The sequence below is a fragment of the Streptomyces sp. JLBG701 genome (assembly GCF_058544905.1).
In genome coordinates, this window is record NZ_CM178588.1 from 2,592,944 (window position 1) to 2,614,458 (window position 21,515).

Sequence of the window (21,515 nt, forward strand, 5' to 3'; positions counted from 1 at the left end):
AATCCGGTACGGCATTGGCTCCTGGCGCGGGCGGTCAGTCCGCCAGAGTTGCCGGCCGCACGGCTTCCGGCCCGAAGCGTCGACGGGCACGATCTGCGGCGGCTTCGGCGGCGCGGGCACGGGCGTCACCAGGGTCCAAAGAGAGCTGGCGGTAGGCACTTTTGGCCGGCCGCAAGTGGTCGGCGCGTATGGCGAAGGACCGGACTCGTGCCCGCTGCAGCCCCAGGGAGGTCAGCAGGCCCAGGGCAGTCGCGGCAAGGGCAGGCGAGTGGCTGGTGCGTTCCGGCAGCGTGCGCGTACGTGTGGTGGAGCTGTGGTCGGCGTACCGCACGGTGAGCGTGAGCCGGCCGGCGATCTGGCTTTCGCCGCGCAGGCGTTGGCCGATCCGGTCGGCGAGTCCCAGAACGGCTCGGTGGTGTTGTGCCGGGTCCAGGCAGTCCCGCTCCAGTACGAGATCGGCGACCATGTGCGCCGCCGGTTCCGAAGGGCTCACCGGGCGAGGATCGTGACCGCGGGCGCGCTCGGCCAGTAGCCGGGCCGAGCCGACTCCGAGAAGACGCTGCAGGGTTGCCGCGGGTATGTCGGCGACCTGGCCGATGGTGTGCAGCCCATATCTGTTGAGCGTTTCCGCTGTCGCGCGGCCGGTCCCCGGCAGGGCGGTGACCGGGCGGGGGTACAGCCACTCGACGGCCCGTTCGGCGGGGACCCAGGTGGTCTCGCCCGGCGCGGACGCGTCGGCCGCCATCGCCGCCAGCATCCGGTTGCCCGCGAGCCCGGCGCTGCTGTCGATGTCGTAGAAGAGCTTCAGCCTGACCATCGCCATCTGGACCATGTCGTAGGGAGAGAGGCCGAAGTATCGGAGCGCCGAAGTCAGGTCCAGCTGCACGGCATTGGGCGGTACGGCCTGGACGTGAGGCGTAATACCGGACATCAGTTCGATTACGTCGGCGTACTGATCCTCGGTCAGCCCGGCGTGCAGATGGAGATGGGCGATGTGCCGCTGACGTGTGCTCATCCCGCGCTCCCCGGGCTTCGGTGGCCGAACTTCTTCAGGTCGGCCGAGCGGGTGCCGGCGGGCTGGAGGTCGGCGTACGGGTGCAACCGAGCCCCTGTCGTTCCGTTGGCGAGGGTGCGCTGCGGCTGGGCGGGGGTCGGATGCGGGCGACTTTCACCGAGGAGGGCGAGCGCCGCCTCGGGCCCGTTGTCGCGGCGGGCGGTGGCGATCTCGTCCAGGTCCCAGGCCATGGCGCCGACGACGGTACGTCGGGTGCCGCGCACCTGGACCGTGCCGCGGACCAGCAGCAGGCCGCTGTGGAAGACGGTGTGCGCGCAGGCCGGGTGGGAGTCCTCGAAGAACGCCAGGTCGACCAGGCCGGAGCCGTCCTCCAGGGTGACGAAGATGATCCGCTTGCCGCTCGCGATCGGCGGGGTCTGGGTGGAGGCGCGGACACCGGCGACCAACACCTGCTGCCCGGCGCGCAGTTCGGCCAGATGTGCCGAGTCGGTCGCGCCGATCTCGCGCAGGAGTCGGTGATGGTGCTCCATCAGATGCTTGGAGACGTCGATGCCGAGGGTGCCCAACTCGGCGCTCAGGACCTCGCGTCCGGTCATCTCCGGCAACCCGCTCGGCTCCGCTCCCCCCACCGCGCCCGCGTCGATGGGCAGTTGGCCCTTGCCCGCGGACCGGGTGCGGGAGGCCCGGTGCAACTCCGTTACCTGCAGCAGCAGGTCGCGCCGCGTGAGGCGGCCGTCGTGGAGACAGTTCAGGGCGCCGATCTCGGCGAGGCGTTCGGCGATCGGTCTGCTGGGGCGAGCCCGCTGCCAGAAGTCCGACAGCGATCCGTACGGCTGCCCCTCCTCGATCCGCGCACACTCGTCCTCGCTGATGCCGTGCACCCCGGACAGCGCGAGCCGCACACCCCACTCCTCCTTCTCGGTCATCTCCACGGTGTGCTTCACCTTGGAGCGGTTGATGTCGACGGGCAGGATCTGCACCCCGCGGCGGCGGGCATCGGAGACCAGGACCCGCTTGGGCCACATCCCGGGATCGTGTTCGAGCAAGCCCGCCAGCAGGAACGCCGGATAGTGCGCCTTGAGCCAGGCGCTCTGCAGAGCCGGTACGGCGAAGGCGACCGCGTGCGCCCGGCAGAAGCCGTACGCGCCGAACGCCTCGACGGTCTTCCAGACCTCGTCCCGCACGCTCGCGCTGTAGCCACGCGCGCGTGCCAGCTTGTGGAACCAGTCCTTGATCCGGGGCAGTTGGTCCTTGTCGCCGAGCGCCCGCCGGGTGATCTCCGCATAGGCCCGGTCGCAGCCGGTCATCACACGCAGTGTCTCAATGATCTGCTCGTGCCAGATGGTCACGCCGTAGGTGTCGGCGAGCACCGGCTCCAGATCCGGGTGGGCGTACGACGGCGTACCGCCGTGCCGGGCGGCGATGTACCGCTCGGGCATGCCGCCCGCGACCGGACCAGGCCGGAAGAGACTGATGTCGGCGATGACGTCCTGCACATCGCGGGGCTGGAGCCGGGACAGCAGATCCTGCTGACCGGGTGACTCCAGCTGGAACAGGCCCAGGGTCTGACTCTCCTGGATGAGCTTGAAGGCGAAGACGTCGTCGAGCGGCACCTGCCGCTGGTCGTCGAGGTCGATGTGGTTGCCCGTCGTGCGTTCGATCTCGGCGACGGCATGGGCCATCGCGGACTGCATACGTACGCCCAGGACGTCGAGCTTGATGTTGCCCAGCGCCTCGATCTCCTCCTTCGCCGCCATCGCCATCGGGTAGTCGCCCTGCGGGGTGGGCTGCACCGGCAGCCGGTCCAGAAGGGTCGCGTCGCTGATGACCACGCCGCAGGGGTGCATGGCCATGCCGTGGACCAGGGAGTCGAGGCCTTCGGCGAGCTCCCACAGCGGTCCGTAACGGTCCGCCTCGCCCGCCAACTGCCGCAGCTCAGGCAGTTCGGCGAGCGCGCTCGTGATGTCCGAGGCCCGCAGGTGCGGGAAGCTCTTGGCGATCCGGTCGACGTCGGCCGGGGCGACCCCCAGCGCGAGGCCGGTGTCGCGCAGAGCCCTGCGCGCCCGGTAGGTCTCGGGCATCGCGGTGACCGCGACCCGCTCCTTCCCGAACCGTTCGAAGATCGTGTCGTAGCACTCCAGACGGCGTGCGGACTCCACGTCGATGTCGATGTCGGGCAGCGAGGCCCGGCGCACGCTCAGGAAGCGTTCGAACAGCAGGCGGTGGTCGAGCGGGTTGGCGGTGGCGATGTCCAGCGCGTGGCAGACCAGCGACCCGGCGCCCGAGCCACGGGCCGCGACCCGGATGCCCTTGGCCCGGATGTCGGCCACGACCTGCCCGATGGCGAGGAAGTACGAGCCGTAGTTCAGGTGGGAGATGACGGCGAGTTCCTCGTCCAGCCGGTCGAGTGCCGCCCGGTCTCGGTCGAGGCCGCGGCGGGCCAGGCCCGCCTCGCACTGCCGGCGCAGCAGGTCAGCGGTTCCGTCCCGTTCGGCGCCGAAGAGCGAGGGTTCCGGGAAGTGCCGGGCGCCGAGCCCAAGGTCGGCCCGGGGGTCGACGACGCACGCGGCCGCCGTGGCAGCGGTGTCCGCCAGCAGGCGGCGGGCCCGCCGGGCATCCGCTCCAGCACACTCGGCGACCATCCGCGCCACGACCGTCATCTCCCTCTCGTCCTTGAGCCAGCGCTGCCCGCTGTCCAGGCGGCGCCGGTCGATCGGTCGCAGCAGCCGCGCGGCGTCCAGGACGTCGGCGAGGCGGTGCTGGTCGGGGTCGGCGTAGCGGACGGCGTTGGAGAGCACTGCGGTGGTGCCGGTGCGGTCGGCCAGCGCGAGGGTGCGGGCGGCCAGACGCAGGGATCCCGGACCCGTGCCGAAACGTTTCTGCGCGACAGCTTCCAACCGAACCCCTCCCCCGAAGACCTCCCGCCACGGCGCCAGCAACTTCACCGCGACATCCTCCCGGCCCACCGACAACGCCCGCACCGGCTCCGAGAGCGGTCCGAGCAGCACCGTCAGCCCGGGACCGCCGTACTCGCGCAGCGCCTCCCAGGGCACCACCACCTGTGCCGCACCGGACGCGGTACCGACGTGGGCGGCGGACGTGATGCGGCACAGCCGCGCCCAGCCTGCCCGGTCCTGCGCGAGCAGCGTGAACCGCAGCGGCGGCTCAACGACGTGCGCGCCACCACGTGCCGGAGTGCGCCGACGCTGAGCGGGCGGCGGAGGTGCGAGGGCCTCCACCGCGAGGTCGACGCCGAAGACCGGCCGGACGCCGTCCTTGGCGCACGCCTGCGCGAACCGCACGGACCCGGTGACCGTGTCCCGGTCGGTGAGCGCGAGCGTGGACATGCCTCGCTCGGCCGCCCGCCGGACGAGTTGCTCGGGATGGGAGGCGCCGTAGCGGGCGGAGTAACCGGACGCGACGTGCAGATGGGCGAAGCCCGCCATGCCACACCTCCATCACTCCACCCCTTTTCAGTCATACGCCCGATATGTTCATCGTACGCCCGTTCGATTACTCTAACCCCATCCACCCCGGTCAGCGACCAGATTCGAACGCGAAATCGATTCCTCGACGAGAGAAGCGGCGGGCGAAGCGGCGGCTGAAAAGGCACCACTCCGTCACCTCCCCAGCCGGGCAAGACAGTTGGGGATTCTTGGGCCGCTCGCGATCCGCCCGCGATCTGCTCGCGATCTGCTCGCGATCTGCTCGTCATCCGTTCGGACCCGTCCCACCTGCGCGAACACCCGGCCGACCGGACCGTGGGGGCATGACGCAGACCGGCGACGCCGAGACTCCGCCCACGTCGAGTACGTCCTTCCTCGCCGAGGTGAAGGACGCCGTCACTCCGCGGGCCACGCTGCTCGTCATCGGCGCACTCGCCCTCCAGCTGCTCTTCATCGCCTCCTATGTGGGCGCGCTCCACAATCCGAAGCCGAGAGATGTTCCCTTCGGGGTGGTCGCACCCCAGGTCGCGGCCGAGCAGGCGGTGACCCGGCTGGAGCAGCTGCCCGGCTCGCCCCTCGACCCGCGCGCGGTGGCCGACGAGGCGACGGCGCGCGAGCAGATCCTCAACCGGGACATCGACGGGGCGCTGGTCATCGACCCGGCCGGCACCACGGACACGCTGCTCGTCGCGTCCGGCGGCGGCACCGTCCTCGCCACCACCCTGGAGACGCTGACCAGCACCCTGGAGAAGGCCGAGCGCCGCACGGTGAAGACGGTGGACGTGGCCCCGGCCTCCGCCCAGGACTTCGACGGTCTGTCGTCCTTCTACCTGGTCGTCGGCTGGTGCGTCGGCGGCTACCTCTGCGCCTCGATCCTGGCGATCAGCACCGGCGCCCGGCCCGCCAACCCGCGCCGCGCCGCGATCCGGCTGGTCGTCATGGCGCTGGTCGCGATCATCGGCGGACTTGGCGGCGCGATCATCGTCGGGCCGATCCTGGGCGCCCTGCCGGGCAGCGTGGTCGCCTTCTGGGGGCTCGGCGCCCTGATCACGTTCGCCGTCGGGGCCGCGACACTCGCCCTCCAGGGCGTCTTCGGAGTCGTCGGCATCGGCCTGGCGATCCTGCTCGTGGTGATCGCGGGCAACCCGAGCGCGGGCGGCGCCTTCCCGCTGCCGATGCTGCCACCGTTCTGGAACGCGATCGGCCCGGCCCTGCCACCGGGAGCCGGCACCTGGGTCGCCCGCTCGATCGCGTACTTCAAGGGCAACGACGTAACCGGCCCGCTGCTGGTCCTGTCGGCATGGGCGGCGGCCGGGATCGCGGTCACGCTGGGGGCGGCGGGGCTACGACAGAAGCGCGAGGCCGGCTGAGCCGCAGCCGCCGACGGCGCTCAGCCCCCGCCACCCGCACCCGACGACGAAGTCGCACGAGTGGTGCGGGTGGTGCGGGTGGGAAATCGAAAAGGCCCGCCCCCACCGGGGCGGGCCTTCACACGAAACCTCAGCCGATCTCGGCGCCAAATACGGACAGCGCCTCGGTCACCGGCTGGAAGAACGTCTCCCCACCGGAGGTGCAGTCACCGCTGCCACCGGACGTGAGTCCGATCGCCTGGTCGCCGGAGAACAGCGAGCCGCCGCTGTCGCCGGGCTCGGCGCAGACGTCGGTCTGGATGAGCCCGTTGACGATGTCGCCGTTGCCGTAGTTCACGGTGGCGTCCAGGCCGGTGACGGTGCCGTCGTGCACCTGGGTCGTCGAGCCGCTGCGGGTGACCTCCATGCCGACGGTGGCCTCGGAGGCGCCCGTGATGGCCTGCGCGGAGCCGTTGTAGAGGTCGACCTCGCTCGGGTGGTCGACGTCGGCCGTGTACTTGACCAGGCCGTAGTCGTTGTCCGGGAAGCTGGACTCCTCGTTCTCGCCGATGACGGTGCCGTCGGAGTCCGACCAGGTGGAGATGGACTCGGTGCAGTGGCCGGCGGTGATGAAGTACGGCTCGCCGTCCTTGACCACGTTGAAGCCGAGCGAGCAGCGCCCGCCGGAGCCGGTGATGGCGTCACCACCCGCGATGAGGGGCTTGAACTCCCCCTTCGTGCGCTGGAGTTCGACCGTGGCGCCGAGCCCGTCGACGACCTTCGTCAGCGTGGCCAACTCGGCCTTCGAGACGGTGCGGTCGGCGGTGACGACGACCTTGTTGGTCGTCGGGTCGGTCACCCAGGAGGTGCCGGGGATGGTCGCGTCCTGCTTGAGGGTGCTGCGGGCGCTCTTCAGTTCGGCGAGGGAGTTCTCGACGATGTTGGCCTTGGCGCCGGCCGCCTCGACGGTGTCGGCGGCGGTCTCGTCGAGCACGTTCACGACGAGGGTCTTGGCCTTCGCGTCGTAATACGTTCCCGCCGCGTCGGCGCCCAGGTCCTGGCCGAGCGTCGAGGCGAGCTTTCCGGCCGCCGCGATCGACAGGGTCTCGGGCGCGGAGGTCTGGTCGACCTCACTGGCGTTCGCAGACTGCAAGGTCACTCCCGCGGCCACCAGTGCGGCGATGCCCGCACCTGCCACGGCCGCACGTCGCTTGGGTATGCGTCGGTGCTTCAACTTACGTCCTCCTGTGGGGGGTCGGTCCAAGCGGTTGTGGGGACCTCAAGGACCGGAAGGCGTACGGATACGGAGGCGAAGCGCAAAAAAATGGCCACGTCCGCTCCGGTTGAACGGCGCCTACTATTCCGAGCCTCAAAGGGAACCCACAAGAGGGACTTCAGGACGCGCGTAGAACAACACCCGTACGCCCCTTATGTCTTGACCGCGCACTGTCACCCCAGGCGAATTCGCACTGCAAACACTGCGAGCGAACAACTCCTCTGCAGCCTGTAAGGTCTAGTCCTGTCTTGAATCCGACCCCTCGGGGTCCGATTCCAAACGCGGTGCGGCGGGCGGCAGTTGCTCCTGCACCGGTTGCTGCGCCACAGCGGGTGGCTGCGGCAGGGGCTGCTGTACGGGCTGCGGCTGCGGCGCCACACCCGGTGCCGCCCTCTCCAGGAACCGCAGCAGCTCCACCGGGAAGGGCAGAACCAGGGTGGAGTTCTTCTCCGCCGCCACCGCCACCACCGTCTGCAGCAGCCGCAGTTGCAGCGCGGCGGGCTGATCGGACATCTGCTCGGCCGCCTCGGCCAGCTTCTTCGACGCCTGGAGTTCCGCGTCCGCGTTGATGACCCGGGCCCGCCGCTCACGGTCGGCCTCGGCCTGCCGGGCCATCGACCGTTTCATGGTCTCGGGCAGGGACACGTCCTTGATCTCGACCCGGTCGATCTGCACGCCCCACCCCATGGCCGGGCTGTCGATCATCAACTCCAGGCCCTGGTTGAGCTTTTCCCGGTTCGACAGCAGATCGTCGAGATCGCTCTTGCCGATGATCGAACGCAGTGAGGTCTGCGCCATCTGCGAGACGGCGAAGCGGTAGTCCTCGACCTGGACTATGGCGTCGGCGGCGTCCACGACCTTGAAGTAGACGACCGCGTCCACCCGCACGGTGACGTTGTCCCGGGTGATGCCCTCCTGCGCGGGCACGGGCATCGTCACGATCTGCATGTTGACCTTGCGAAGCTTGTCCACGAACGGGACGATCATGGTGAATCCAGGTCCCCGCACACTGGACTTGAGCCTTCCGAGGCGGAAGACCACGCCCCGCTCGTACTGTTTGACGACCCGTGCCGCCGACATCGCGTACACCGCTCCGACGGAGGCGAGCGTCACTCCCGCCGTCACCAGCTCCTCGACCATTGCGGCCCCCCAGGGTCCGAACAAGGTGCACAAGGTGTGTACTTCGACGGTAACTCCCGGGTGGACCCGAAGGGGAGACGGAGGACACAGGTGCTGAGCGGTATACGAACGCGGGACGGCCGGAGGCTGGCGGTCCAGGAGTGGGGCGATCCGGAGGGCACGCCGGTCGTCCTGCTGCACGGCACCCCGGGCTGCCGCTCGGGAGTCGTACCGGAGGACGTGATGGCGAAGCGCCCCGGAGTGCGCTTCATCGCCTACGACCGTCCCGGCTACGGGGATTCGGACCGCCGGCCGGGGCGCCGGATCGCCGACGCCGCCCAGGACGTGGCCGAGTTGGCCGACGCCCTCGGCCTCGACCGGTTCGCGGTGCTCGGCGGCTCGGGCGGTGCCCCGCACGCCCTGGCCTGCGCGGCGCTGCTGCCCAAGCGGGTGCGGCGGACGGCGGCGCTGGCGTCCCTGGCGCCACCGGACGCCCCGGACCTGCGCTGGTTCGACGGCATGGCCCAGTCGAACGTCACCGAGTACACCCGGGCGTTGACCGACCCGCTGGAGTTCGCCGAGCGGCTCACCGCCCGCGCCGCCGACATCCGCACGGACCCGGCCCAGTTGCTCGCTTCGATCCGCGACGGGCTCACCGACGCCGACCGGCGGATCGTCTCCACGCCCGCCATCGGTGAGATGCTGCTGCGCAACTATCGTGAGGCGCTGCGCACTTCGGCGTACGGCTGGATCGACGACGACCTCGCCCTGCTGAGCGGCTGGGGCTTCGACCCGGCGACGATCATCAGGCCCGTGCTGCTGTGGCACGGCGCCCTGGACACGTTCTCCCCGGTGGGCCACTTCAAGTGGCTGGCGAACCGCATCCCGAGGGCCCGGCCCGTCCTGGAGCCGGACGCCGGACACTTCTCGGCGCTGGAGGCCCTGCCCGACGTACTGGACTGGCTGTGCCCGGCACCGGCACAGGCGCCGGCCTCCTCATGACCCGGGCCGCTTCGCTCCGCGACAACAGCGAGCCCCCGTACGGCAGTTGCGTACGGGGGCTCGCCTGCTGCTGGCTGCGACTACGACGTACGGGTGCCGGCGGTGCGGACCGGCGACCCGTGGGGCGGTCTAGTAGACGCTGACGCCGTAGGCGTTCAGGGCCTCGACGACCGGCTGGAAGAAGGTCGTACCGCCGGAGGTGCAGTTGCCGCTGCCGCCGGAGGTCAGACCGTAGGCGATGCCGCTGGACGAGTACAGCGCGCCACCGGAGTCGCCGCCCTCCGCGCAGACGGTGGTCTGGATCATCTGGTAGACCACATCGCCGCCGCCGTAGTTGACGGTCGCGTTCAGCGCGGTGACCCGGCCGCTGTGGATGCCGGTGGTCGAGCCGTCACGGTAGACCGTGGCGCCGACGGCGGGCGTGCCCGCGCTGGTGATGTCCGTGTTGCCCGCACCACCGGTCTTGGTGACCGAGGTGTTGGTGTACCGGACCAGCGCGTAGTCGTTGGTCGGGAAGCTGTAGCTGACGTTCGTGCCGAGCGTGGTGGTCTGCCCCGAGTTGGAGTACCAGGTCGAGGCGACCTCGCCGCAGTGGCCGGCGGTCAGGAAGTAGTAGGTGCTGCCGCTGACGACGTTGAAGCCGAGCGAACAGCGGTAGCCGCCACCGTAGATGGCGTCGCCACCGGTGATCAGCTTGTTGAACTTGCCCGGTGTGTGCTTGATCGTCAATGCGCCGGCGTTGGCGCCCGCCGTGCTCTTGATCTTGGCGATCTCGGCCTTGGAGACCGTGGAGTCGACGGTGACGAGGACACGGTTCGTCTTGGCGTCGACGGCCCAGGCGGTACCGGCGATGTCGGCCTTGAGCACCGAGCTCTTCACCTGGGAGAGCTGGGTCGCGCTGAAGGTCTGTACGGGGGCGGCGTTCGCGGTGGGGACTGCGAACGCGGCTGCGGCCACGAATCCGGTGGCCACGGCGATCAGCCGGGTCCGTCTCGCTATGCCACTGCGGGGGGTGGTGCGCTTGATCCTCACGTGTTCCCTCCATGGGGAGTCTGGGGCCCGCGTGGGGTCGGGGCCCGTGAGGCGCAGCCAGAGGCCGGTTTCGTCCGGATTCCGAACAAGCCGTGTCCCTGACAAGCGCTGAGGGGGAGTATTCGGCCGCACGGCCGATGCGCGCAAGAGCGCCTTTCGGCCGTCAACCTTTGAACCACCTGTACGAACCGGCCACCCCCTGCCCGGCGTTCAGAGCAGGTTGCGCTCCCCCGCCTCGATCGCGAGGCCCAGCGTATTCCCCGGCGGCGGGAAGGGGCAGATGAAGTGCTCGGCGAATGCGCACGGTGGAAGCAGGGCGCGATTGAAGTCGACGGTCGTGCGCCCCTCGGCGTCGGGCGCACCGGGCCGCAGGAACCGGAAGCGGTAACTGCTGTCCCCACTGGTGGAGTCGGCGAAGACCGCCCACAGCGAACCGCCGTCCTGGACGGAGACCTGAAGCGTCAACTCCTGCCCGTCGAGGGAAAAGGCCGGCTCACCGTCGAGTCCGAGCCCGCGTTCCCGTCCGTCGGCGTTCTCGACGCGTACGGTGCGGTCCTCGCCGTACGGCGTGAAGTGCCCCGGCACGGACCAGCGCGGGGCCGCCTCAGCGGAGGCCGTCAGCACGACCGCGTCACCGTCCGGGGATGTCCGGAAGCCGCCCGCCCTCATGCTCCTCCAGCTGGGAGTCCCAGGCCGTTCAGGCACTGGGGGAACGTGCCGGTCAGCGCTAAGCGGGTCCGGCGAAGTCCCGTGCGGTTCGGCAGCGCCCCAAAGGGGCGCGGGGCTGTATCGATTTGCGGCTCCGCCGCGTGGGCGCGACCAGCCACGACGGACCCGCGGTCGACGCACCGGACTTCCAGCGGAGCGCTTGGCGGCCCATAGGGCGCCGACCGCGTCTCGACGCGGTGTTCGTGCCACCGCTTCCACTCGTCGGATACGTCCGTCGTCATGTGATCAACCCTTCCATACCGGGTCGGACAACCCCGTCCCGGCATACCGGTTGGCGGGCCGGGGCAGTCCCAGATGCTCCCGGAGCGTGCTGCCCGGATAGAACGTGCGGAACAGGCCGCGATGCTGGAGCAGCGCCACCGTGCCGTTGACGAGCCGCTCCAGGTCGCGGCGCGGCTCGACGGGCGTGAGGTGGAAGCCGTCGACGCTGCCGTTGCCGCTCCAGGTGGCGATCAGCTCGGCGAGGTCGACGGGGCCGCCGCGGTAGAGCGGGCCCTGGGCGGTGTGCCGGGGGCCGCCTCCGCCGTGACCGGGTTCGGCCGCGCGTTCGCCGTCGCCGAGGTCGATCAGGAGGCTCGCGAGAACCCGCAGCTCGTCGGGGTCACGGCCCAACTCCTTGGCCGCTCTGCGGAGTTCGGCGCGCATGGCGCCGGCCTGGGCGGAGCTCGCGGCGCGGACGAGGGCGACGTCGGCGTGGCGCACGGCGGTGGGCCGGGCGTGGCCCTCGGTGGCGTCGACCACCCGGACGGGGTGGCCCTGCGGGGGCCGCGGCACGGTCGAGGGGCCCTTGACGGAGAAGGTGGAGCCGGTGAAGTCGACGCGGTGCAGCTTGTCCGGGTCGATGAAGCGGCCGCTCGCCACGTCCCGTATCTCCGCGCCGTCCTCCCGGCTGTCCCACAACCTGGCCGCCACGTCGGCGACTTCACCGGCCTCCCGCCACAGCGCGTCGGCGGAGGCGGCGTGGCGGCGGCCGAAGAGGCGGGCCTCGTCCTCGGTCGTCGACACGTCGATCCGCCAGCCGGCCCGGCCGCGACTGACCCAGTCGAGGGTCGCGATGGCCGCCTGGACGCGGAAGGGCTCGGTGTGGGTGGTCGTGACGGTGGGCACCAGGCCGACGCGGTTCGTGGCGGGCGCGACCCGGGCGAGCGCGGCGAGCGCGTCGGGCCCGGGTCGCGCGAAGGAGTCGCCGAGCGTCACGAAGTCGAGGCCGCCGCTCTCGGCGAGCCGGGCCAGCCCGACATAGGAGCCGGCGTCGTAGGCCGACCGCTGGTCGACGGCGGCGGCCAGGTGCAACAGCCCCCGGCCGGGCGAGGAGGTCATGTGGGGAGACCCTTTCCGCGATGGACCGCGCATAAGACATCGGGCCGAAAGCGGCCCAAAAGGCGTCGTTTCAAAGGATGTTGGAGTGTGGGAATAGGTGGGCTCATGCGGCGGCCCGGCGGGCGAGCTTTCTCAGGAACTCCAGCGCGGCCCGCGCCGTCGCGTCGTTCTGCCGGAACGCGGGCCCTCCGGTGCGCGGCCGGGTGAACGCCCCGGGCGTACGGCCGTCGGTATACGGCCCGAGCGCGAAGCGCCGGGGATGCGGACGCCCGGCACGGTCCAGGATCCGCCCGTCGGCCGGATCCACGGCGAGCAGCCCCTCCGGCGTCTGGGCCGCCCCGTCGGCGTGCAGTTCACGCAGCAGCGTGTCGCGGGCCCGCTCCACCGTGGGCTCGGGCAGCCGCGCCTCGACGAGCGCCCGGGCCTCGATCGAGGCCCCCGGCACGGAGGCGCTCGACGCCCGGAACACCCCGTTCTCCGCGGCGACGGCCATGTCGGCGCCGACGAACTTCAGCAGGCCCGCACGCGACAGTGCGAGCATCTGCCGCAGCCGGGGTCCGGGCGGCCCGGAGGCGAGATAGCTGAAGAAGCCGTGCCACCAGGGGCCGATGTCCCCGAGCCGGATCAACTGCCCGTAGACGGAGAGCAGCCCGAGGAAGACCGCCAGGTCGGGACTGTGCGAAGGATCATGACTCTGCCCCAGGTCGTCCTCGATATAACCGCGCAGCCCCTCCTGGAGCTCCTCCCACGAGGCGTACCGCACCCCCTCCAGCGGACGGTCGAGCGCGGCGAGGTCGAGCCGGTCGGCGGGATCGGGCACGGAGGAGGCGACGAGAGCCGCCCGCTCCACCGCGTCGGCGACGGCGTACTTCCGCTCGAACTCTGCCCAGGGGACACCCGTCCGCTCGGGATGCGCGGCGAACAGCCGGTGATAGTGCGCGAACCCCAACTCCTTCTCGACCAGCGGCCACACGTCCCGCCGGAAGTCGAACCCCTCGGGCCGCGCGAGCAGCGCCTCGACCTCGGCGGGACCGAAGTGGCGTGGCAGCGGGGGACGTTCACCCGTCCAGTCGTAGCCGATCTTCGAGTGGTACGGGACTCCGCGCCGCGAGCCGACGTAAAGGACGGGCTCCCGCCCGGACGGCCGGTACGTCAACTCGTCGTCCACGCCGGTCTCGTAGCGCCCGCCCCTCCCCTCCATGAGCAGCACCATCAGGTCGACGAAGGCGAGCCCGAAGCCGCGGACGAGGACGGGTTCGCCGGGCCGCAGCGCGGACAGGTCGCTGTCGGCGGTGAAGTCGGGCGGCAGGTGAACGAGGTCGTGGGCGCGGGCGTACGCGGCCAACGCGCGCTGCTCGTCGTCGAGTTCGGCGTCGAGGTGGCCGAGCGCGAGGACGACCAGGTCGGCGAGGAGCGGGCACGGCCGGCCCTCCAGCCACACCTGTTGGCGGCCCTCGCGCGGTCCGCTGACGCGCAGGGCGCGCCGCCGGTGGTGGTGGACGGTGATGTCCGGGGGCAGGGCGGCCAGGGACTCGTCGTACACCCAGCGCAGATACCTGCCCTGGATCGGCCGGTCCGCGAAGGTGCGGCCGTCGATGCCGGCCCACTCGTGCAGCGTGGGGCCCTCCCGCACGGGCCCGGCCATGGTCACCGTCTCGTCGGTGAACATGGTGACGTCCTCGGCGTGCGAGTTCATCCACAGCAGCGGCGACTGCGCCTCGCGCCAGATGCGTCCGGCGCCCGGCGGACAGGGGTCCACGAGATGGAGGTCGAGGCCCGAACCGGCGTACAGCTCGGGCGCGTTGGCGGCGATCCGCTCCACCAGACCGGTCCCTCGCGGCCCGGCCCCGACGATCACGAGCGAGGGCCGCACCGGGCGAAGAGTGTGGGAAGACATGCGAAGGCTCCGTGACTGCGAGTCAGTCGAACACGGTGATGCCTTCACACGGAAGCGCCCTCAGGCGCCGCACGGCCGAGCCCCTCAGCAGGGCCGTCCACCGAGGGTACGGCGACGTTTCCCCTCACTGTCAAGGCTGTCCGAACTGTGAGCCGTACGTCTCATGTCGTTGACGCCCAACCGGATGCCTGTTCCACTTACCCCATGCATCCGCAGCAGTGGCTGGTCAAACGCTCCCACATCGACTTCGGTCGAGTGTGGTCCTCATCCTGTTGAGCTGACCCACTGCGCGCCCGCCGGAACGGGGCGCCCTCCGCACTTCTCCCCCGCCTTCACACGCACACCCCTCCCCCTCACCCTGTCTCATCCCTGTGCGCCTGAGCCTCCGTCAAAAGCGAGACTCAGGCCACACAAATGAGCCATCCATCGCGCCCTGAGGCTCCCGGAGAGCCGGCTGACGACGCCGCCGGACGATTCCGAAGACGACATGCCCCCGTGACGCGTACGACGTTGAGCTGCGGGATCGTAACAACTACCCCGTTCACCCGTACGCCCCGACCGTCACCCATACGCCGCGAAGAATCATATTTCACTCACAGTCAGCAGCCGTACGTGGCACGACCCTTGGTATTCCAGGGCCCTCGACGTATTCGCTGTGCACCAGTACCGTCACAAACCCCCCGCGCGGCGTCTATTCACTTGGCGGGACATCCGCATCATGGATGACCATAGGGATGCGGAAAGCATGAGAGACCGCTGTGAGAGGAGGCGTCCATGGGATCTGTTCGCAAGGCGAGTGCCTGGCTTGGCCTCGTTGACGACAACGATGACGAGCGTTACTACGACGACGACTACTCCGAGGGAACCGAGCAGCCCGGGGATGTCTGGGTCACGGACCCGCGGGTCAAGGTGGCCACGGACGTCGCCCAGGAGAAGGGCCGCCGGATCGGCACGGTGACCCCGGACAGCTTCCGGGACGCTCGTGCCATCGGTGAGCTGTTCCGCGAGGGCGTGCCGGTCATCGTGAACCTCACGGCCATGGAGGCCGCCGACGCCAAGCGCGTCGTCGACTTCGCGGCCGGCCTGACCTTCGGCCTGCGCGGCACCATCGAGCGGGTCGCGACCCGTGTGTTCCTGCTGACCCCGGCCAACACGGAGATCGTCAGCGGCGAGGCCGCGGCGCACCGTTCGGACGGTTTCTTCAACCAGAGCTGAGGCAGGGCCGCTCACCGGCCCTGCCCCGCGCAGGGTTCACCGGAAGGCGTCGAGCCCGGTGAGCGCCTTGCCCAGTACCAACTGGTGCATCTCGACGGTGCCCTCGTAGGTGAGCACCGATTCGAGGTTGGTCGCGTGCCGCATCACGGGGTATTCGAGCGAGATCCCGTTGGCACCGAGGATGGTGCGCGACGTACGGCAGATCTCGATCGCCTCCCGTACGTTGTTGAGCTTGCCGAAGCTGACCTGCTCGGGACGCAGGCGGCCGGCGTCCATGCATCGCCCCAGATGGTGGGCGAGCAGAATCCCCTTGTGCAGTTCGACCGCCATGTCGGCGAGTTTGGCCTGGGTGAGCTGGAACCCCCCGATGGGCCGCCCGAACTGCTCGCGCGTCTTCGCGTATTCGACGGCGGTCTCGAAGCAGGTGCGCGCCGCGCCCATGGCACCCCACACGATCCCGTAACGGGCGTGCGAGAGACAGCTCAGCGGCCCCTTCAGTCCCACGACCTCGGGCAACACGGCATCGGCGGGCAGCCGTACGTCGTCGAGCACGAGCTCACTGGTGACGGAGGCGCGGAGCGACCACTTGTGCTTGATCTCGGGGGCCGAGAACCCGGCACTGTCCGTGGGCACGACGAACCCGCGGATCCCGTCGTCGGTCTGCGCCCACACGACGGCGACACCGGCGACGGATCCGTTGGTGATCCACATCTTGCGCCCGTTGAGAACCCAGTCGGTGCCGTCCCTCTTGGCGTACGTCCGCATGCCGGCGGGGTCGGACCCGTGATCGGGTTCGGTGAGCCCGAAACAGCCGATGACCTCGCCGGCGGCCATGGAGGGCAGCCACTGCTGCTTCTGCGCTTCGCTGCCGAACCGATGAATGGCGTACATGGCAAGGGACCCCTGCACGGAGACAAGCGACCGAATCCCGGAGTCGGCGGCTTCGAGCTCCAGACAGGCAAGCCCGTACTGCACGGCGGAGGCCCCGGCACACCCATACCCATGGAGCGACATCCCGAGCGCCCCGATCCCGCCCAACTCCCGGGCCAGTTCACGAATCCCGGGCAGCTCGCCCGACTCGTACCACTCGGCGACATACGGCAGCACCCGATCGGCCGCCCAGCTCCGCACGGTCGCCCGGATCGCGAGGTCCTCGGGGTCCAGCAGATCGTCGATTCCGAGGGGGTCGGCGGGATCGAACGGGGACATGGGCGGCCTCCGGAACGGAACGAAACGGGACATCAAAAACTAGCACCGCTAGTGAGATATGACACCACAGTCGGCCGCCAGCGGCCCGGCCCCCCACGGGCGACGCCCACCCTTCCACTGACTCGCACGGGCCGTGCGTGGGTGGGAGACGTTTGTCAGGCGGAGACGCGGGACTCTGCGACTTCCCTGGGGGCAGGGAGCTCCACCGCCGCGGGCTCGCACTGCATCGCCCGAGGCAACCGAAGCGCCATCACGGCCCCCAGCAACAACAGCCCCGCACTCACCACCAGCGTGACATGCAGTCCGTGCACGAACGCGTCCCGAGCCGCCCGCCGCAGGGCGACCCCGGCGGAGCCCCCCAGCCCGTCAGCGACCTCGTACGCCTCACCCAGCGAGTGCCCAGCCGCGACCGACGCCGAAGACGGCACACCGGGCACCGACGACAGCCCAGGCGCATACGCCGCGTTCATCACGCTGCCCAGCAACGCGATCCCGATCCCGGCCCCCAGCTGGTACGACGTCTCCCCGATCGCCGCGGCCCCACCGGCCTGCGCGGGCGGCGCCTCACTCAGCATCGACTCGTACGCCCCGAACAGCGTCGTCTCCAGCCCGAAACCCAACAGCAGGAACCCGAACACCAGCAGCGAGCAGTTGTCCTCCCCGCCCATCGCGGTGAGCATCGCCACCGAGACCGCGGTCAGACAGAACCCGGCGCACACCATCCGCCGGGGCCCGAACCTCCGCAGCATCCGCGCCCCGGCCAGCCCGGCCGCCATCGCCGCGAACGTCAACGGCAGCAGTCGTAGCCCGGTTTCGAGCGGCGACAGCCCCAGCACCAACTGCAGATACTGCGCCGCGATCAGCTCAAGACCCACCAGCGCGAGCATCGCCAACACGATGCAGCCAACGGACGTACTGAAGGCCGGCCTCCCGAACATCCGCAGGTCCACCAGCGGATGCGTCCGGCGCCGTTGCCGTCGTACGAAAAGAGCCAGCAGCACCGCGCCCACCACCAGCGGCACCACGGTGAACACGCTGTCCACCGGCTCGCCGCCGCCGAGCCGCTTCACGCCGAGCACGACCCCGAACAGCCCGGCCGCCGCCATCAGCGCGCCGACCACGTCCCAGGGCCCGTCCCCTGCGCCCTTCGACTCGGGCAGGAGCAGCCGCCCGACGGGCAGACTGACCAGCATCAGGGGGATGTTGACGAGGAAGACCGATCCCCACCAGAAGTGTTCGAGCAGGAAACCGCCGAGCAGCGGACCCACCGCCGCGCCCACCGCGGCCACCGCGCTCCAGACGCCGATCGCGAGCGCCCGCTCACGCCGGTCGGGGAAGACCTGGCGGAGGATCGACAGCGTCGCGGGCATGATCATCGCGCCGCCGACGCCGAGCAGGGCCCGCGCCCCGATCAGCAGCTGGGCACTGTCGGCGAGGGCCGCCATACCGGAGGCGACGCCGAAAAGGCCGTAGCCGAGGAGCAGAATCCGTCTGCGGCCCACGCGGTCGCCGAGCGTGCCGAAGAGGATCAGCAGCGAGGCGCAGACGAGGGGGTAGACGTCGACGATCCAGAGCAGTTCTATCGCGCCGGGCTTCAGGTCCTCGGTGACAGCGGGCACCGCCACGTGCAGCACGGTCGCGTCCACGGCGACCAGCAGCAGGCTCACACAGAGGACGACGAGGACGACCCAGCGGTTGGCACCGGCCCCGGCCGCCCGACGGCGCAGCGCAGCGGCGGCCATGGTCGTCCCGGACATGTACGTACCTCCCAGATGTTCCCTCGTGTTCGGCGGGCTCACGGGGTGGGGACTCCCCGTGACTGCGGCCGGAGAGGAGCGGGGTCTCCGGCCCGCGCAACGAACGCGAGTGACACGTCAATGTACGCGAGATCTCCCCGTTACCACGTGGCGGACCTCTCACACTCCCTGCTGAGCGGGTGTGGTGTACGCCACTCCCCCTCCCCTGGCTGCATGTCCCGGTGAGCCGTCCGGTTCGCCTGGGCGTCGATAATCGAGCCCGTGACCGATCTTGAGACGCGTATGGCGCCCGCCCCGCTCAGGGCCCTGCGCCGGGCGGCCCCTGCCCTCCTCGGGTACGCGGCCGTACGCGCCCTGGGCCTGCTCACGCTGGCCCTGTGGAGCGCGGCACGCGACAAGAGCGCGTACACGCTGCTGACGGCCCGCTGGGACGCGCTCTGGTACACCCGGGTCGCCGAACTCGGCTACGGCTACGAGGTCCGCCTCCCGAACGGCGACGTCCACTCCAACCTCGCCTTCTTCCCGCTGCTGCCCTGGCTGGAGCGCCTGCTGCACGCGGTGACCCCGCTGTCGTACGCCGACGCGGGCTTCGCCGTCAGCCTGCTCGCCTCACTCGCTGCGGCCTGGGGGATCTTCGCGGTCACCGAGCATGTCTACGACCGTCGAGAAGAAAGGCGCGAAGCGCGGCCTTGGAAGGGTGGTGGCGGGAGACGGGTGGGCGTCTGCGCCGTGCTGCTGTGGGCCGTGCTCCCCGTCGGGATCGTGCAGTCGATGGCGTACAGCGAGTCGCTGTTCACCGCGCTCGCCGCCTGGTCGCTGTACGCCGTCCTGAAGGGCCGCTGGCTGACGGCGGGCACCCTGGCGCTGGCGGCCGGCCTGACGCGCCCGGTGGGGCTCGCGTTGGTCGCGGCGGTGTGGGTGGCGGCGATCGCCTCGTTCGTGCGGGACCGAAGCACCGGGGAGACGCACGGCGCACCCCCGTGGCGACGCGCCCTCGGCATGCTGCTCGCGCCCCTCGGCGCCGCCGGATACGTCCTGTGGGTCGGTCATCGCACCGGCAGCGGCCCGCTCGGCTATCTCGACGTCCAGGCGGGCTGGCGCAACGGCTTCGACGGCGGTCACGCCTTCGCCCGCTTCGTCGCCGACAAGTTCACGTCATTCCCCTCGGCCCTGGCCGGAGTCGGTCTGATCGTCGGCGTGGGCCTGCTGATCTGGCTGTATGTCACCTGTGTACGGCAGCGTCAGCCGCTGGCCCTCCTGGTGTACGCGGGTGTCGTCACCGCCCTCGCCCTGTGCGCGTCGAGCTACTTCGGCTCGAAACCACGCCTTCTGATGCCCGCCTTCCCCCTGCTGCTGCCCCTCGCCCTGGCCCTGGCCCGGCTGCGAACGCCCAGGTCGGCGCTGGTGCTGGGCGGTGTCGCGGTGGCGTCGGCCGCGTACGGGGCGTTCTGGCTGAACGGCTCAGGCCCGCCATGATCGACTCCGAGCGTTCCGTGAGCGCCGGGCGAATTCCAACCCATGGCCAGGTGAACGAATTCATAAGTTCCATAAAACCGTCACCCAGAATGATCAAAGGAATTGAAGGATGCAGGAACCGGGGATTGCGGAATCCCTGGAAATAAACCTCATCCTGAGAGCTTTCCCACATCACATCGTCATCACAAAGCCGCGGATTCGCCAAGGAACTGAGCTCACTCGCTGTAACGTCGATTGGGTGCGTACCAAACGAAACCTCACCCGTCTGGACCGGGTGTTCGCCAGGCTGGATCGTGAGCCGGAACGACCGGCTCACATCGATGTGCCGAAGATGAGCCGGCATCGCGGTGTGCTGTTCGCCGCGACCCTGGCTTTCTACCTGGCGATCGTGTGGGCCGTCGTGACGACTTCATGGCTCGTCCGGCTCGACTGGCAGGTCATGTTCTTCCGGCCTTACCAGCAGTGGCCGGAGATCCACGCCTTCCTGGACTACTACGTGGTACTGGGCCAGCGCGGCCCCACCGCCGTGATGATCGCCTCCTGGCTGGGCTGGCGTTCCTGGCGACAGCACACGCTGCGGCCACTGCTGACCCTCGGCGCCTCGCTGCTGCTGCTCAACATCACGGTCGGCGCCGCCAAGATCGGCATGGGTCGCCTCGGACCGCACTACGCGACCACGATCGGCTCGAACGAGATGGGCCTGGGCGGCGATATATTTCCCAGCGGCCACACCGCCAACGCCGTCGTGACCTGGGGAATCCTGGCCTATCTGGCCTCCACCCCGGCAGCGCGCCGCTGGCTGTCCGCCATCTCCGCGGTGACCTCCCTCGGAGTCGGCCTCACCACCGTCTACCTCGGTACGCACTGGCTGAGCGACGTGGTCCTGGGCTGGGTCGCGGGTCTGCTGATCCTGCTGGCCCTCCCGTGGGTGGAGCCGCTGATCGCCCGCGCCGAGACCGCGATCTTCGACCTGCGCGACAGCTGGCGCGCCCGCAGCCGCCGTCCGGCCACCGCACCCGCGCCGGCCGCGCCGGTCACGGCACCCGTGCTGCTCAAGCCGCGCGCGACCGCCGAGGAGGAGGCCCCGGCGACACGCGAGCCGGTCCCCACCTCCCACTCCACGAGAGCGCCCGCCCACTTGTCCCCGGGCCCGTCGACGGCCCGCTCCGAGCGCACCCCGGTCACCCCGGTCGGCCAGCGCCGCCCGCCGCAGACGGACCGCCTCACCCGCGGCACGCCCACGCCACGGCCGCTGACCGGCGGCTGAGCGGCTGCCGAGCGACGGACGCGGGGCTGGTGCGCACCTGAGACCGCATGACGAAGGCCCCGGTTCCTCGACGGAACCGGGGCCTTCGTCGTGCTCACTGTCGGCTGTCAGCCCTTCCAGGCGCGCGCCACCGTGCCGTCCTTCACCTCGAAGTTCAGCCGCCCCGCGCGGTACTCCATGGTGATGATCGCCCCCGGTGGCAGCGACCGGACCGTCGACCATCCCCGCTCACGTGCGAGCCGTTCGGCCCTGGCGGCCGCGAGGCCGACATATCCGTCCGGACTGTCTTTGGGCTCTGCTGGAGGAGTCGGAATCGGTGCCATGCCGCCACGCTAGGCCCTGTCCGGCGGCTGTGGAAGTCCGGGCCGGAACCTTGGGTCACGCGTTCCTCTCCGGTCACACTTCT

The 21,515-nt window shown here is 70.3% G+C and carries 15 protein-coding genes and 1 pseudogene; 5 read left to right on the top strand and 11 right to left on the bottom strand.

Annotated elements, in window-relative coordinates; translation table 11 throughout:
* Nucleotides 1–34: 34 nt before the first annotated feature.
* The gene (locus AC5DRG_RS11860) at nucleotides 35–1,015 is read right to left on the bottom strand and encodes a DNA polymerase Y family protein (RefSeq protein WP_491809981.1); all 981 of its coding nucleotides are present in this window, start codon (nucleotides 1,013–1,015) and stop codon (nucleotides 35–37) included.
* Nucleotides 1,012–4,461, bottom strand: coding sequence for a DNA polymerase III subunit alpha (locus AC5DRG_RS11865; RefSeq protein WP_491809983.1), 3,450 nt, complete (start codon nucleotides 4,459–4,461; stop codon nucleotides 1,012–1,014). Before AC5DRG_RS11865 ends, AC5DRG_RS11860 begins: the two co-directional genes overlap by 4 nt.
* Nucleotides 4,462–4,784: 323 nt before the next feature.
* Here AC5DRG_RS11865 and AC5DRG_RS11870 point away from each other — a divergent pair, with 323 nt between their 5' ends.
* On the top strand, nucleotides 4,785–5,831 hold the full coding sequence (locus AC5DRG_RS11870; protein ID WP_491809985.1) for an ABC-2 transporter permease: 1,047 nt from the start codon (nucleotides 4,785–4,787) through the stop codon (nucleotides 5,829–5,831).
* A 130-nt stretch (nucleotides 5,832–5,961) separates the two neighbouring features.
* On the opposite strand, the gene AC5DRG_RS11875 is transcribed toward AC5DRG_RS11870, so the two are convergent.
* Nucleotides 5,962–7,044: a S1 family peptidase gene (locus AC5DRG_RS11875; RefSeq protein ID WP_491809987.1), complete on the bottom strand. Its 1,083-nt coding sequence runs from the start codon at nucleotides 7,042–7,044 to the stop codon at nucleotides 5,962–5,964.
* A gap of 279 nt (nucleotides 7,045–7,323) precedes the next feature.
* Nucleotides 7,324–8,226: a slipin family protein gene (locus AC5DRG_RS11880; RefSeq protein WP_491809989.1), complete on the bottom strand. Its 903-nt coding sequence runs from the start codon at nucleotides 8,224–8,226 to the stop codon at nucleotides 7,324–7,326.
* Between the two features lie 90 nt (nucleotides 8,227–8,316).
* Here AC5DRG_RS11880 and AC5DRG_RS11885 point away from each other — a divergent pair, with 90 nt between their 5' ends.
* A complete protein-coding gene (locus AC5DRG_RS11885; RefSeq protein ID WP_491809991.1) occupies nucleotides 8,317–9,207 on the top strand; it encodes an alpha/beta fold hydrolase in 891 nt (296 codons plus the stop codon).
* A gap of 129 nt (nucleotides 9,208–9,336) precedes the next feature.
* On the opposite strand, the gene AC5DRG_RS11890 is transcribed toward AC5DRG_RS11885, so the two are convergent.
* The 4 genes and pseudogenes from AC5DRG_RS11890 to AC5DRG_RS11905 all read right to left on the bottom strand — a co-directional run bounded on the left by AC5DRG_RS11890 (nucleotide 9,337) and on the right by AC5DRG_RS11905 (nucleotide 14,185).
* On the bottom strand, nucleotides 9,337–10,239 hold the full coding sequence (locus AC5DRG_RS11890; protein WP_491809993.1) for a S1 family peptidase: 903 nt from the start codon (nucleotides 10,237–10,239) through the stop codon (nucleotides 9,337–9,339).
* Between the two features lie 210 nt (nucleotides 10,240–10,449).
* Nucleotides 10,450–10,836, bottom strand: a pseudogene (locus AC5DRG_RS11895) (DUF1684 domain-containing protein); the annotation flags it as partial.
* A gap of 357 nt (nucleotides 10,837–11,193) precedes the next feature.
* Nucleotides 11,194–12,288, bottom strand: a complete 1,095-nt coding sequence (locus AC5DRG_RS11900) for an LLM class flavin-dependent oxidoreductase (protein ID WP_491809995.1) — start codon at nucleotides 12,286–12,288, stop codon at nucleotides 11,194–11,196.
* A gap of 103 nt (nucleotides 12,289–12,391) precedes the next feature.
* The gene (locus AC5DRG_RS11905; RefSeq protein ID WP_491809997.1) at nucleotides 12,392–14,185 is read right to left on the bottom strand and encodes an FAD/NAD(P)-binding protein; all 1,794 of its coding nucleotides are present in this window, start codon (nucleotides 14,183–14,185) and stop codon (nucleotides 12,392–12,394) included.
* 774 nt (nucleotides 14,186–14,959) lie between these two features.
* On the opposite strand from AC5DRG_RS11905, the gene AC5DRG_RS11910 reads away from it, so the two are divergent.
* The gene (locus tag AC5DRG_RS11910) at nucleotides 14,960–15,400 is read left to right on the top strand and encodes a cell division protein SepF (protein WP_491809999.1); all 441 of its coding nucleotides are present in this window, start codon (nucleotides 14,960–14,962) and stop codon (nucleotides 15,398–15,400) included.
* Between the two features lie 36 nt (nucleotides 15,401–15,436).
* On the opposite strand, the gene AC5DRG_RS11915 is transcribed toward AC5DRG_RS11910, so the two are convergent.
* Together AC5DRG_RS11915 and AC5DRG_RS11920 are read right to left on the bottom strand one after the other, a co-directional pair.
* Nucleotides 15,437–16,609 (bottom strand): acyl-CoA dehydrogenase family protein, encoded by a 1,173-nt coding sequence (locus AC5DRG_RS11915; protein WP_491810001.1) that lies wholly within the window; start codon nucleotides 16,607–16,609, stop codon nucleotides 15,437–15,439.
* A 155-nt stretch (nucleotides 16,610–16,764) separates the two neighbouring features.
* Nucleotides 16,765–18,366 carry an MFS transporter gene (locus AC5DRG_RS11920; RefSeq protein ID WP_491810003.1) on the bottom strand — a complete coding sequence of 534 codons (1,602 nt, stop codon included), beginning with the start codon at nucleotides 18,364–18,366 and terminating at the stop codon, nucleotides 16,765–16,767.
* Between the two features lie 261 nt (nucleotides 18,367–18,627).
* Between AC5DRG_RS11920 and AC5DRG_RS11925 the strand changes: the two genes are divergently transcribed.
* Together AC5DRG_RS11925 and AC5DRG_RS11930 are read left to right on the top strand one after the other, a co-directional pair.
* Nucleotides 18,628–19,842: a hypothetical protein gene (locus AC5DRG_RS11925; RefSeq protein ID WP_491810005.1), complete on the top strand. Its 1,215-nt coding sequence runs from the start codon at nucleotides 18,628–18,630 to the stop codon at nucleotides 19,840–19,842.
* A gap of 238 nt (nucleotides 19,843–20,080) precedes the next feature.
* Nucleotides 20,081–21,109 (top strand): phosphatase PAP2 family protein, encoded by a 1,029-nt coding sequence (locus tag AC5DRG_RS11930; protein WP_491810007.1) that lies wholly within the window; start codon nucleotides 20,081–20,083, stop codon nucleotides 21,107–21,109.
* Nucleotides 21,110–21,216: 107 nt separating this feature from the next.
* On the opposite strand, the gene AC5DRG_RS11935 is transcribed toward AC5DRG_RS11930, so the two are convergent.
* Nucleotides 21,217–21,432, bottom strand: coding sequence for an I78 family peptidase inhibitor (locus AC5DRG_RS11935; protein WP_491810009.1), 216 nt, complete (start codon nucleotides 21,430–21,432; stop codon nucleotides 21,217–21,219).
* Between the last annotated feature and the right edge of the window lie 83 nt (nucleotides 21,433–21,515).

What these genes read in the sequence shown, in the direction of transcription:
- AC5DRG_RS11880 (WP_491809989.1), bottom strand. Translation starts at nt 8,226, where the DNA reads ATGGTCGAGGAGCTGGTGACGGCGGGAGTGACGCTCGCCTCCGTCGGA.
- AC5DRG_RS11860 (WP_491809981.1), bottom strand. Translation starts at nt 1,015, where the DNA reads ATGAGCACACGTCAGCGGCACATCGCCCATCTCCATCTGCACGCCGGG.
- AC5DRG_RS11905 (WP_491809997.1), bottom strand. Translation starts at nt 14,185, where the DNA reads ATGTCTTCCCACACTCTTCGCCCGGTGCGGCCCTCGCTCGTGATCGTC.
- AC5DRG_RS11935 (WP_491810009.1), bottom strand. Translation starts at nt 21,432, where the DNA reads ATGGCACCGATTCCGACTCCTCCAGCAGAGCCCAAAGACAGTCCGGAC.
- AC5DRG_RS11910 (WP_491809999.1), top strand. Translation starts at nt 14,960, where the DNA reads ATGGGATCTGTTCGCAAGGCGAGTGCCTGGCTTGGCCTCGTTGACGAC.
- AC5DRG_RS11900 (WP_491809995.1), bottom strand. Translation starts at nt 12,288, where the DNA reads ATGACCTCCTCGCCCGGCCGGGGGCTGTTGCACCTGGCCGCCGCCGTC.
- AC5DRG_RS11920 (WP_491810003.1), bottom strand. Translation starts at nt 18,366, where the DNA reads ATGTCCGGGACGACCATGGCCGCCGCTGCGCTGCGCCGTCGGGCGGCC.
- AC5DRG_RS11915 (WP_491810001.1), bottom strand. Translation starts at nt 16,609, where the DNA reads ATGTCCCCGTTCGATCCCGCCGACCCCCTCGGAATCGACGATCTGCTG.
- AC5DRG_RS11865 (WP_491809983.1), bottom strand. Translation starts at nt 4,461, where the DNA reads ATGGCGGGCTTCGCCCATCTGCACGTCGCGTCCGGTTACTCCGCCCGC.
- AC5DRG_RS11870 (WP_491809985.1), top strand. Translation starts at nt 4,785, where the DNA reads ATGACGCAGACCGGCGACGCCGAGACTCCGCCCACGTCGAGTACGTCC.